Origin of the sequence: Terribacillus aidingensis, from assembly GCF_040703035.1 — a bacterium.
Lineage (GTDB): Bacteria > Bacillota > Bacilli > Bacillales > Amphibacillaceae > Terribacillus.
The window spans coordinates 2757312-2770230 of sequence record NZ_CP159996.1 but is presented as its reverse complement, the minus strand read 5'-3'; the positions used below and the strand labels follow the sequence as shown (position 1 = coordinate 2770230).

At 46.9% G+C, this 12919-nt stretch carries 13 protein-coding genes; all 13 read left to right on the top strand.

Annotated features, from left to right (window positions below; translation table 11 throughout):
• Nucleotides 1-9 precede the first annotated feature (9 nt).
• The 13 genes from atpD to ABXS78_RS14390 all read left to right on the top strand — a co-directional run bounded on the left by atpD (nt 10) and on the right by ABXS78_RS14390 (nt 12908).
• The gene (gene atpD / locus ABXS78_RS14450; RefSeq protein ID WP_095220932.1) at nt 10-1404 is read left to right on the top strand and encodes a F0F1 ATP synthase subunit beta; all 1395 of its coding nucleotides are present in this window, start codon (nt 10-12) and stop codon (nt 1402-1404) included.
• Between the two features lie 38 nt (nt 1405-1442).
• On the top strand, nt 1443-1847 hold the full coding sequence (locus ABXS78_RS14445; protein WP_141234103.1) for a F0F1 ATP synthase subunit epsilon: 405 nt from the start codon (nt 1443-1445) through the stop codon (nt 1845-1847).
• Nucleotides 1848-2039: 192 nt separating this feature from the next.
• Nucleotides 2040-2273 carry a DUF1146 family protein gene (locus ABXS78_RS14440; protein ID WP_095220930.1) on the top strand — a complete coding sequence of 78 codons (234 nt, stop codon included), beginning with the start codon at nt 2040-2042 and terminating at the stop codon, nt 2271-2273.
• A gap of 78 nt (nt 2274-2351) precedes the next feature.
• Nucleotides 2352-3059, top strand: coding sequence for a YwmB family TATA-box binding protein (locus ABXS78_RS14435; protein ID WP_366247789.1), 708 nt, complete (start codon nt 2352-2354; stop codon nt 3057-3059).
• Between the two features lie 33 nt (nt 3060-3092).
• A complete protein-coding gene (gene murA / locus ABXS78_RS14430) occupies nt 3093-4397 on the top strand; it encodes a UDP-N-acetylglucosamine 1-carboxyvinyltransferase (protein WP_366247788.1) in 1305 nt (434 codons plus the stop codon).
• Nucleotides 4398-4561: 164 nt separating this feature from the next.
• Nucleotides 4562-5386 carry a M55 family metallopeptidase gene (locus ABXS78_RS14425; RefSeq protein WP_366247787.1) on the top strand — a complete coding sequence of 275 codons (825 nt, stop codon included), beginning with the start codon at nt 4562-4564 and terminating at the stop codon, nt 5384-5386.
• A gap of 12 nt (nt 5387-5398) precedes the next feature.
• On the top strand, nt 5399-6334 hold the full coding sequence (locus ABXS78_RS14420; protein WP_366247786.1) for an ABC transporter permease: 936 nt from the start codon (nt 5399-5401) through the stop codon (nt 6332-6334).
• A 1-nt stretch (nt 6335) separates the two neighbouring features.
• A complete protein-coding gene (locus ABXS78_RS14415) occupies nt 6336-7289 on the top strand; it encodes an ABC transporter permease (protein ID WP_095220925.1) in 954 nt (317 codons plus the stop codon).
• A 4-nt stretch (nt 7290-7293) separates the two neighbouring features.
• Nucleotides 7294-8283 (top strand): ABC transporter ATP-binding protein, encoded by a 990-nt coding sequence (locus tag ABXS78_RS14410; RefSeq protein WP_366247785.1) that lies wholly within the window; start codon nt 7294-7296, stop codon nt 8281-8283.
• Nucleotides 8284-8306: 23 nt separating this feature from the next.
• The gene (locus ABXS78_RS14405) at nt 8307-9932 is read left to right on the top strand and encodes a peptide ABC transporter substrate-binding protein (RefSeq protein WP_366247784.1); all 1626 of its coding nucleotides are present in this window, start codon (nt 8307-8309) and stop codon (nt 9930-9932) included.
• A 74-nt stretch (nt 9933-10006) separates the two neighbouring features.
• The gene (locus tag ABXS78_RS14400) at nt 10007-10930 is read left to right on the top strand and encodes an LD-carboxypeptidase (protein ID WP_366247783.1); all 924 of its coding nucleotides are present in this window, start codon (nt 10007-10009) and stop codon (nt 10928-10930) included.
• Entirely contained in the window at nt 10927-12024 is a 1098-nt protein-coding gene (locus tag ABXS78_RS14395) for a dipeptide epimerase (RefSeq protein ID WP_366247782.1), read from the top strand. Before ABXS78_RS14400 ends, ABXS78_RS14395 begins: the two co-directional genes overlap by 4 nt.
• Nucleotides 12021-12908 (top strand): C40 family peptidase, encoded by an 888-nt coding sequence (locus ABXS78_RS14390; RefSeq protein WP_366247781.1) that lies wholly within the window; start codon nt 12021-12023, stop codon nt 12906-12908. The genes ABXS78_RS14395 and ABXS78_RS14390 overlap by 4 nt, the downstream gene beginning before the upstream one ends.
• Nucleotides 12909-12919: the final 11 nt, after the last annotated feature.

The following is a 12919-nucleotide window of genomic DNA, read 5'->3' as shown; positions in this document are numbered from 1 at the left end:
GGGGTCCAGATGAGCAAAGGTATCATTACGCAGGTTATGGGTCCGGTTGTGGACGTACGTTTCCCTAACGGCCACCTGCCTGCCATCTATAATGCACTAGTTGTCCAAGTGAACGAAACTTCTTCTTTGACATTGGAAGTTGCACTTCACCTTGGTGACGACAGTGTTCGTACAATCGCGATGTCTTCTACAGAAGGCGTACAGCGCGGGAAAGAAGTAGTGGATACAGGAGCAGCAATCAGCGTACCTGTAGGGGAAGCTACACTAGGACGTATTTTCAACGTATTAGGTGAAACAATCGATTTGGATGAGCCTATCCAAGGCGAAATCAAGAAAGATCCTATCCACCGTGAAGCACCAGCATTCGAAAACCTTGCAACAGAAACAGAGATCCTTGAAACAGGTATCAAAGTTGTCGACTTGCTTGCTCCATATATCAAAGGTGGTAAGATCGGTCTCTTCGGTGGTGCAGGTGTAGGTAAAACTGTACTTATCCAGGAACTGATCAACAACATCGCGCAAGAACACGGTGGTATTTCGGTATTCGCTGGTGTTGGAGAGCGTACTCGTGAAGGTAACGACTTGTACTTCGAGATGAAGGATTCCGGCGTTATCGCGAAGACTGCAATGGTCTTCGGCCAGATGAACGAACCGCCTGGAGCACGTATGCGTGTTGCATTGACTGGTTTGACAATGGCAGAGCACTTCCGTGACCAAGAAGGTCAGGACGTACTTCTATTCATCGATAACATTTTCCGTTTCACACAAGCAGGTTCCGAGGTATCCGCATTGCTTGGCCGTATGCCATCAGCAGTAGGCTACCAGCCGACACTTGCTACTGAGATGGGTCAGCTGCAAGAGCGTATCACATCTACAAATGTAGGTTCCGTTACTTCCATCCAAGCAGTATATGTACCAGCCGATGACTATACAGACCCGGCTCCGGCTACAACTTTCGCTCACTTGGATGCAACAACAAACCTAGACCGTAAACTATCCGAACAAGGTATCTACCCTGCCGTAGATCCATTGGCTTCTACATCCAGAGCATTGGATGCGAACGTAGTCGGAGAAGAACATTACAATGTAGCACGTCAAGTGCAGCAAACATTGCAGCGTTACCGTGAATTGCAGGATATCATTGCAATCCTTGGTATGGATGAGCTTAGTGAAGAAGACAAACTTGTCGTTGCACGTGCACGTCGCGTACAGTTCTTCCTATCTCAGAATTTCCACGTTGCTGAGCAATTCACAGGCCAAAAAGGATCTTATGTACCTGTAAAAGAAACAGTTGCAGGCTTCAAAGGAATCCTTGAAGGTAAATACGATCACATTCCGGAAGATGCTTTCCGCCTTGTTGGACGTATCGAAGAAGTGCTTGAAAAAGCTGGCGTTAACCAGTAAGCAGCAATCATGTAATAGTAGGATAGGAGGGGCTCCTGATGAGTACCGTAACAACAAGCATTGTTACTCCTGATGGCCCTGTTCTGGAAGAAGACTATGAAATGGTTAGCTGTACGGCGGAAAATGGTGAACTTGGTATCCTGCCAGGTCACATTCCGCTGGTAGCGCCATTGAAGGTTAGCTCGGTTCGTCTACAGATCCAAGGTCGCACGGATTGGGTTTCTGTAAGCGGCGGATTCCTTGAAGTCCGTCCGGACAGGATCACAATCCTTGCTCAGTCAGCCGAAAGAGCGAGTGACATTGATGTGGACCGTGCAGAACAGGCGAAGCAACGCGCTGAGAAACGTCTGCAGGATAAGCAGGCTAACTTAGACCAGATCCGCGCTGAACAAGCGCTTAACCGGGCAATCAACCGACTTGATGTCGCGTCTCACGCCCGCTGATAAAAACAGCATTCCCACAAGGAATGCTGTTTTTTTATTATGTCATTTCCTGGGCAATAATGATGGCGGGGCTTAGCAAATGCCGTTATAATTTGAAAGAAACGGGTTTAATGGTACGGAAATTTGGATATCAAGGTATTATGTGGCTAAAAAGCGCGTATTTACCTGTTTATCCGTTAAGGAGTGTATATCATGTTTGCGGTATTAGGACAGGATGCGATGCTGGGTATAGTTTCCCACATAGCTTTTATGGCAATTACTTGGCGTATATTGATGGGGGTCAATGTAGATGCATTAATAAAAAAAGGGAAAGTATTTGAGGCAAGGATGCTGCTTATTTTACTGACGATTGTTATCGGGACAACTGTAAGTAATGTATTTCTTCAACTGGTCAGCTGGACCAAACAGCTCCAATATTTACTCTAGCATTCTATCAAAAGTGTATAAGCTTTTTCATCTCTGTTCATACTGTTTCTAAAATGGTCGGACAGGGGAGAAAGAAAAATGAAACATTATCTTGGACTAATCGTAATAATCATTATGCTGGTAGGTAATAGCCTGGAATCATATGGAGCAGTGAAAGCTGACGTATCAGATGATGTAAATCGTATGTATGAAGTTTTGGATAGCGAAGGGGCCGAGCTTATATCCTTTGAGGTCACAATACGAGAGACAATTTCCCGGGACGATATCGAGGGAAAGTTGATGGATATGAATAATGCGGGAACCATTGTAGAAGAAAAAACGGAAAAAGCTACAAAATTTTTGGTACATACCCCCCATAAACAAAATACCATTGCCGAACGTATATTGTTGGTAGTACCTACAGATAAGGCATACCAGGCAGAACTTATTTATACAGTTTCCGGGTCAGAATGGACAGAAAAGGTGCAACAATCTGTCCAAGACTTGACATCTGCGGCAGAATCGCGATTTTTCACATATAATGCGACAAAATTCGCTTGTCTCAAAGCGGGTTTCGGTGATAAAATAAGCGGTGGTATTTTGTTTCAGAATGTCATGGAAAAATTAGATGTTCAACCACTAACGAATATGCAAGATAACGTTTACACTACGACAACAGGATATACAACACAATTGAAAGCCAGCCGTTCCTTAGCAGACAACATGAATATCCAGCTTGCGCTGCATGATGGGAATGGGCAATCAACCGTAACTGTAGGAACGCCTATCATAACGACTGAATATTAATATAGTGAAATTGGACGCGGAGGAGAATGTAACTTGGAAAAAATCATCGTCCGTGGTGGAAGGCAGCTTAAAGGATCTGTCAAGGTCGAAGGTGCGAAGAATGCCGTACTGCCTGTCATCGCAGCAAGTATAGTTGCAAGTAAAGGAAAAAGTGTTATTACTAATGTCCCGGCTTTAGCCGATGTATTTACCATCAATGAAGTGTTACGCAGCATGGGTGCTGAGGTGGTATTCAGCAATGGAACTATCACTGTCGATGCTACAAAGCAAATGACGACAGAAGCGCCTTTCGAGTATGTTCGTAAGATGCGGGCATCTGTATTGGTTTTAGGCCCATTGTTGGCACGTTTCGGTCATGCGAAAGTGGCACTGCCAGGTGGCTGTGCAATCGGTTCCCGACCAATCGATCAGCACCTGAAAGGGTTCGAAGCGATGGGAGCAAGTGTACAGGTCGGCAACGGCTATGTAGAATTACGTACTGAAGGACGCCTGCAGGGCGCTAAAATATATCTGGATGTACCTAGTGTAGGTGCAACAGAGAACATCATCACAGCAGCCGCACTAGCTGAAGGAACTACTATTCTCGAAAACTGTGCAAAAGAACCAGAGATTGTGGATCTAGCAAACTATCTGAATGCGATGGGTGCGAAGATCATTGGCGCTGGTACAGAAACAATCCGTATCGAAGGTGTTGAAGAATTGACAGGCGCTGAGCATGTCATGATCGCAGACCGTATCGAAGCTGGCACTTTCATGGTTGCAGCCGCAATCACGAAAGGTGATGTCTTGATTGAAGGCATTGAAATGGAGCACGTGCGTGCAGCTGCTGCTAAAATGGAAGAAATGGGTGTCATTATCAAGGAAGAAGCAAATGGCATTCGTGTTATCGGTCCTGACAAATTGACAGCGACAGATGTCAAAACGCTGCCACACCCAGGATTCCCGACAGATATGCAGTCACAGATGATGGCCTTGATGCTATGTGCAGAAGGCACCAGCATCATTACGGAAACAGTATTCGAGAATCGATTCATGCATGTGGAAGAATTCCGCCGCATGAATGCAAAGATTAAAATCGAAGGCCGCAGTGTCATCATGGAAGGTCCGACAAACATGCAAGGAGCTGAAGTAGCGGCAACAGATCTGCGTGCTGGAGCAGCTCTTATTCTGGCAGGATTAATTGCAGATGGTTATACGCGCGTTACAGAGCTTAAGCATTTGGATCGCGGTTACGTGAATTTCCATGGAAAACTGGCAGCACTTGGTGCAGATATCGAACGCGTAAATGATGAAGTGTTCGAAGAAGCAGCTGCTACAATGGAAGAAACAACTTATTAAGACTACTAAGGATAAGTCCCTTTGTTAGAAGGGGCTTATTTTTAATGTCTTTGTGAGAAAACCTTCCCTACAAATTGGTAATTCTTCTTCCTAAGCGTATAGCGCTATGCTATAATTATTTAGAAAATTCAACTAATAAAGAATGTTCGGAAGAGAGGGGTAGAATGAAAATATACCTGTCGGTGGATATGGAAGGGATCGTCGGTTTACCGGATTATACATATGTAGACAGTTCAAAACATAATTACGAACGGGCAAGAAGAATTATGACTGCCGAAGCAAATAGCATCATTGGGGCAGCGATGGATGCAGGTGCAGCATATGTTCTTGTTAACGACAGCCATTCTAAAATGAATAACCTTTTGGTAGAGGAATTACATGAAGAGGCTTATTTGATATCTGGTGAAGTGAAACCGCTTTCAATGGTGCAAAGTCTGGATGCAAGCTTTGCAGGAGTGATGTTTTCCGGCTATCATGCGCGAGCTGGACAGTTCGGTGTCATGTCCCACAGCATGATTCACGGGGTCCGTAACTTTTTTCTGAATGATGAGCCGATCGGAGAACTGGGTTTCAATGCGTACGTTGCTGGGCATTACGGTGTACCGGTCCTTCTGGTTGCAGGTGATGATCAAGCGTGTGTAGAGGCAGAACAGCTTATTCCAGGGGTTGTAACAGCTCCAGTCAAACAGTCACTATCCCGCTCTGCAGTTTTAACGCTGACACCGAAGAAAGCAAGCAAGCTTCTTCGTGAAAAGGTCCAAGAAGCGATAGAGAGAGTGACTATGGCGGAACCGCTCGTCCCGCCGGATAAAATCGTTCTGCGAATTGAATTCACCAACTATGGACAAGCGGAATGGGCCCATCTGATGCCAGGAACCTATATCGAGCCAGGTACAACCATTGTTGCTTTTCCAGCCAAAGACATCATCGAAGCGTATCGTGCCATGCTCGTTATGACGGAGCTTGCCATGCATACGACCTTCAGTTAGGAGTGACAGCTTATGGCGATTTATCTGATTCGCCGATTTGTAATTATGATAGCAACCATATTCGTTATCGCGACACTGACATTCATCCTGATGCACAGCATTCCAGGGAATCCGTTCACGACACAGGATCGGAGCACAAGTGAAGCTGTCCAGGAAAACTTGAATGCACATTATCATTTGGATGAGCCAATGATCGTTCAATACGGCATCTGGCTTAAATCCTTGGCAACATTTGATTTCGGTCCGTCCATCAAGCAGCCGACTGAAACCGTGAATGATTTGCTTGGCCGCGGTTTCCCGATATCAGCAGAGCTTGGCATGTGGACAATTACAATCGCCCTTATTTCTGGTATTACTTTAGGTGTCCTGGCTGCGCTGAAGCATAACGGCATTATAGATTATATAGCGATGACATTGGCTGTATTAGGTATCTCCATACCGAACTTCATCCTGGCAACATTGCTGATTCAGCAGCTTGCAGTGAATTTGCAGATACTGCCAGCTGCGACTTGGTCTTCACCGATGCATATGATCATGCCGATCATTGCTTTGGCGACAGGACCTACAGCGATCATTGCCCGTTTGACAAGATCCAGCATGCTGGAGGTTCTGACACAGGATTATATCAAGACCGCACGGGCAAAAGGTCTGTCACCAGCTAAAATCGTCATTAAGCATGCTTTGCGGAATGCTCTGATGCCCGTAGTTACCATTCTGGGAACATTGGTGGCTGCTATCCTGACAGGAACATTTGTCATTGAACGTATTTTTGCCATACCTGGTATGGGAAAGTATTTTGTTGAAAGTATAAACAACCGTGATTACCCAGTCATTATGGGGACGACCGTTTTCTACAGTGCCTTTCTCATTTTCATGCTTTTCCTAGTCGATATCGTTTACAGCATTCTGGATCCAAGAATCAAGCTGCACAAGAAAGGAGGCAGCTGATATGGAACATCATAATAGACCGATTGATACGACTGGACAGCAAATACCGGATGAATGGTTCCAGCCGATAGAAAAGGATCTGAACAAAGCGGAGGAAGTAGCTCGTCCAAGTTTGTCCTTCTACAAAGATGCATGGCTGCGATTGAAGCAAAATCGATTAGCCATTACAGGGTTATTCTTTCTAATCGTCCTAATCCTAGCAGCAGTCTTCGCTCCAATTTTCTCGCCTTATTCCATTTCAGAAGGGGCATTACGGAACCAAAACCTAGCGCCATCTGCTGCACACTGGTTTGGCACTGATAATTTGGGACGTGATGTGTTTACCCGGCTTTGGCACGGAGCACGTGTTTCGTTATTTGTCGGTGTAGCGGCTGCCTTGATCGATTTCTTTATCGGAATCATATATGGAGGTGTCGCAGGCTATAAAGGCGGACGTACGGACAGTGTCATGATGCGTATCATCGAGGTGCTTTACGGACTGCCGCATTTGCTGGTTGTTATCTTGCTGCTTGTTGTAATGGGGCCGAGTCTCTTCACGATTATTGTTGCTTTGACGATTACGGGCTGGATTGGAATGGCTAGGATTGTCCGCGGCCAAGTGATGCAGCTGCGCAACCATGAATATGTGCTTGCATCCAAAACATTAGGAGCAAGTACAGGTCGAATCATCCGCAAGAACTTGCTGCCGAATACGATGGGTCCGATCATCGTGCAGATCACGCTGACTGTACCATCCGCAATCTTCGCAGAAGCTTTCCTAAGCTTTTTAGGTCTTGGTATACAAGCGCCGAATGCGAGCTGGGGATCGATGGCCAATGATGGTCTGTCTGCAATTTTATCCGGAGATTGGTGGCTGCTGTTCTTCCCGGCATTGTTCATCAGTTTGACAATGTTCGCCTTCAATGTACTTGGTGATGGCTTACGGGATGCATTCGATCCGAAGCTGAGGAGGTGACAGAATGGAAAAGATACTTGAAATTGATGACTTGCATGTGCATTTCTCGACATATGGCGGAACAGTCCAGGCTGTCAGGGGTGTGAATCTGTATTTGAAAAAAGGAGAGACGCTTGCGATTGTTGGTGAATCCGGCAGCGGGAAAAGTGTGACGAGCAACAGCATCATGCAGCTCATTCCATCTCCGTCCGGTAAAATCGTCCGCGGTTCGATTCGTTTCAAAGGCAAGGATCTTGTACAAACATCGAAAAAGGAAATGAGAGCTATCCGCGGTGTCGACATCTCGATGATTTTTCAAGATCCGATGACAGCACTCAATCCGACCTTGACTGTCGGTGATCAGCTGACGGAAGGACTGAAGCAGCACACATCAGTGAGTTCAGGCGAAGCGAAGGCAAAGGCCTTGGAAATGCTCCGGCTTGTCGGTATAGCCAATCCGGAGAGCAGGCTGAAGCAATACCCGCATCAATTCAGCGGCGGGATGCGGCAGCGGATTGTCATCGCTATGGCGCTAATATGTGAACCAGATTTGCTCATTGCTGATGAACCAACGACAGCACTTGATGTGACCATCCAGGCACAGATCATGGAGCTGTTCAAGGAAATCCAGGAAAAGACGGGAGTATCCATCATTCTTGTCACACATGACCTTGGGGTCGTTGCCCGCGTAGCAGATCGTGTCGCTGTCATGTACGGTGGGAAGATCATTGAGACCGGTGATAAGGATGATATCTTTTATCGTCCGCAGCATCCGTACACAATCGGTTTGCTGCAATCCGTGCCACGGCTCGATATGAAAGAAGATATCCTGCAGCCAATCGACGGGACTCCGCCGGATTTGTTCGCACCGCCGCAAGGCTGTCCATTTACGGCCCGCTGTGCGCATGCGATGCAGGTATGCGCAAATGTACATCCTAGCACCAGTTATCTATCCGATTCACATCAGGTGGAATGCTGGCTGCAGGATGCACGAGCCAAACGGCAGCCAGTCTGATCAAATTTCAAGGGGGAAAAGAGATGGAAAGAAACTGGAAATTATCTATGATTGCTTGTCTTGCTGCATTGGTCCTTTTGCTATCTGCGTGTACTGCGAATAACAGTGCCGGAGGAAGCGGCGATGGTGGAGAAGGAGAGGATAAGAAAGTCCTTCGCCTTAATAACGGCCAGGAGCCTACATCCCTTGATCCGCCAGAAGGCTTTGACAGTGTTTCCTGGGTAATGGTCAACAACTTGATGGAGGGACTGACTCGTCTTGATGAAAGTCACCAGCCACAAGCAGCGATTGCAAAGAGCTGGGATGTCAGCGAGGACGGCAAGGAATATACTTTCCATCTTCGTGAAGATGCCAAGTGGTCCAATGGTGATGACGTTACTGCCAACGATTTTGTCTATGCATGGAAGCATATGCTTGATCCGGAACAGGCTTATCAGCCAGCATTCCTGGCATATGTGATTGAAGGAGCCGAAGCGTATAACAGCGGGGAAGGCAGTGCGGATGATGTTGCCATTGAAGCAGTCGATGAAAAGACGTTCAAAGTGACACTAACAGCACCAACTGGATACTTTTTGAACCTGCTGACTAACCCTGCTTTCTTCCCAGTCAATGAAAAAGTAGCAGAGGAAAATCCGGAATGGTTCGCCGAAGCAGACACATATGTTAGCAACGGTCCATTCAAAATTGACAGCTGGTCGCATGATAAAGAACTGATCATGGTCAAAAACCCAGAGTACTGGGATGCTGAAACAGTGAAGCTGGATCAAGTGAACTGGGCAATGGTTGCTGACCGGAATACGGAGTACCAAATGTATCAGAGCGGAGACTTGGACAGATCCTCCATCCCTGCGGATAATGCGAAGGAACTGATGGAAAGTGATGAGCTGGTAACTGAGGTGCAGGCCGGTGATCAATTCCTCCGCTTCAACGTACAGAAAGAACCATTTACGAATGAAAAAATCCGTAAAGCATTTGCTATGGCAATGAATCGTGATGATATCGTCGAGTTTGTCCGCGGTATTGGCGAACAGCCTGCTCGCGGCTTCGTACCATATGGCTTTGAAACACCTGATGGCGGTGACTTCCGTGAAGAAAATGGCGATTTAATCCAAGATAATCCAGCCGAAGCGAAGAAATTGCTGGAAGAAGGCATGGCTGAAGAAGGCTGGGATGAGTTGCCTGCTGTGACACTGACATATGGTACAAATACAGAAAACGAACGCTTGGCTGAAGGCGTGCAGAATATGCTTTCTGAAAACTTAGGTGTTGATGTAACATTGCAGACCGTCGAATCCAGTGTGTTCAGCGAAGAGCAGACGAAGCTCGTCTATCAGTTGTTCCGCGGATCCTTCTTGGCTGATTATGGCGATCCGGTTAACTTCCTGGAAAGCTTTACGACTGAATCCTCTTCTAATCGAACAGGCTGGTCCAATGAAGAATACGATAAGCTGATTGCTGACTCGAAAACACAAAGCGATGAGGCTACGCGTTACGAGATGCTGATGGAAGCAGAGAAAATATTGATGGATGAAATGCCGATCGTACCGCTTCACTTCTACCAGCATGTGTACCTGCAAAAGACGAATGTAAAGAATGTCATCATGCACCCAGTCGGCTACTTGGAGCTGAAATGGGCGGATATTGAATAAAGCAGATGAAGAGAAGTGGTGAGAGCCACTTCTCTTCCGTCTGTCATACCATACATATAGACTGGGAGGAGATAATGATGAAAGCATCTGTGTGGAAAAAAGGAGATACAATCGGGATTGTATCACCAGCAGGTCCGATTAAACGCGAGGAACTCGAGCAGGGGATCAAGATTGTGGAATCGTTAGGTCTGCATGTGAAGCTGGGGAAGCATGTGTTTGACAAATATGGCTATCTTGCGGGTTCTGACTCTGATCGAGCTGCTGATCTGAACGATATGTTCAAAGATAATGAAGTAAAAGGAATCATTTGCAGCAGAGGCGGCTATGGTTCTGCTCGGATTGTTGAAATGCTGGATTATGAAGCTATCAAACAAAACCCGAAAGTGCTGCTCGGATACAGTGATATAACGTATCTACATACAGCAATCAGACAGCGGACTGGACTGATTACTTTTCATGGTCCCATGGTAGCTTCCGACATGGGGGAATCTGACTTTGCCAAACTGAGTTATGATTTGCTCCAGCAATTCTTCATCCCACAGGATGTTGTTTATACAACAGCTATTTCTCCGCTGGAGGCTATCGTGCATGGAAGAGCTACAGGAGCATTAGTTGGCGGCAACCTATCCTTGCTGACGAGTACACTTGGTACACCAGATGAAATTGATACAAAGGGTAAGCTGCTTTTGTTAGAAGATGTTTCTGAATCGCCATATAAAATTGACAGTATGCTGAATCAGCTGAAGCTGGCAGGCAAGCTGGATCAGGCAGCAGGCATTCTTATTGGGGATTTCACGGATTGCGAAGCGAAGGATCCAGAAACGTCACTCTCCTTTGATCAAGTCCTTGTTGATTACCTGACGGACCTGGAAAAGCCTGTCCTTAAAGGGTTCCGTATCGGACATTGCAATCCGAATATCACAGTGCCGCTTGGAACAGAAGCAACGATGGATACAAAAACGAAAACCCTGCAGGTGAGTGCTGGGGTGAGAGCATGAAGGTTGCTCGAATAGATGTATACCAATCTGCAGTTCCTTTGAAAAAAGCCTTCAAGACAGCGCTGCGAACGGTGACAGTAGCAGAGAGCATCGTTGTAAAAGTGACAACTGATGATGGTGTGATTGGCTGGGGGGAAGCTCCGCCGACGCATGTGATAACGGGAGACAGCCTGGCAAGCATTCGTTATGCTGTTGAAGCCATCATCAAACCTGCCATCATCGGCATGTCATTGCTGGAACGAGACGCATTATTTCATCAGCTGCAGCAATGCCTCGTCGGCAACACAAGCGCCAAAGCAGCTGTAGATATGGCATTGCATGACTGTATTGCACAGTATGCAGGTATTCCGCTGTATCAGCTGCTGGGCGGCGCTCGTGATACATTGGAAACCGACTACACAGTCAGCGTCAATACACCATCGGAAATGGCGTCAGACGCTGCAGGCTATGTAAAGGACGGTTTCCGGACCTTGAAAATAAAAGTCGGCAAGGATGATATCGAAACGGATATAAAAAGACTTCAAGCAATTCGGGAGGCAGTAGGCAGCAGTATCACGCTTCGTCTTGATGCAAACCAAGGGTGGGATAGGAAAACCGCAGTCCGTGCCATCAGCAGGATGGAGGATATGGATCTTGCTATCGAACTTGTGGAACAGCCCACAGCTGCTGCAGATTTGAAGGGATTACAGTATGTAACAGCAAATGTCCAGACACCAGTCATGGCTGATGAAAGCTTATTTTCTCCGCAGGATGCCCTTGCACTGCTGGAAATGCGTGCGGCTGACTTGCTCAATATCAAATTGATGAAAGCGGGCGGCATTCAGCCTGCCCTGGATATCGCCCGTATAGCTCGCTCTTATGGTGTAGAATGCATGGTCGGCTGTATGATCGAATCCCGAATCGGTATCAGTGCAGCAGCGCATCTGGCTGCCAGTCAGCAGCATATTACACGGGTCGATTTTGATGCACCGCTCATGCTCCGGGAGGATATCGTTACAGGCGGTGTCCGATATGAAGGTAGCAGACTGCTGCTCAATGCATCGCCAGGGCTCGGTATCCTGGCAGTGGATGTCCAAGGAGAAAAGGTATTATGAAAGAAAGTGTGATTGCTGTTTCCGTCGCTAATCTGTGGACAAATCCTGCCTCCTCCAGACAAGTGGATACACCGATTGTTTCTAATCCGTCTAATCCGTCACGCTGGGTGCATGACCTTTCTCACGCCGATAGATTGGAGCTTCATGAAAACAATTTGCTTCAATCACAAGTGCTATTCGGCACAACAGTATGGGAAGTGGAGCGGAAGGGTGACTGGGTCAAAGTGGTGATACCCTCCCAGTCCACACCAAAAGATGAACAAGGATATCCCGGATGGATTCCCGCTCGTCAGCTTGCAGATCCGCTGCCAAAATCAGATCATATGGTTGAAGTACGAGCGAAGCAGGCTGCTCTGCAAGTAGAGGGTTCCGGCAAGATAGTTCAACTCAGTTTTTTGACAAAGCTGCCATTTATTGAAGAGTCGGGAACAGCCTTTACCGTTCTGACACCGCTCGGTCGGGGGCGACTTTCCAAGGCCCAAAGCAGTATCTGGACTTTTCATGAGGAAGACGGTGAGGCACTGATCACGTATGCGGAACAATTCATTGGGCTGGACTATCTATGGGGCGGAATGAGCAGCTGGGGCTACGACTGCTCCGGATTTGCTTACAATATGCATCTTGCGAGCGGTTATGTCATTCCGCGGGATGCGAGTGCACAGGCTTTGGAGGGAAAAGCCATTAGTTTGGATCAAGCAGAACCGGGGGATTTGCTGTTCTTCGCTTATGATGGTGGAAAGGGACGTATTCACCATGTTGGTTTCTATTATGGAAACGGAAAAATGCTGCATGCCCCGAAAACAGGAAGACAAATTGAAATACTGAATTTGGCGGGCACAGTATATGAAACAGAGCTTTGTGCCGTCAGAAGATATTGGAGCTGATAGAGTGCCCG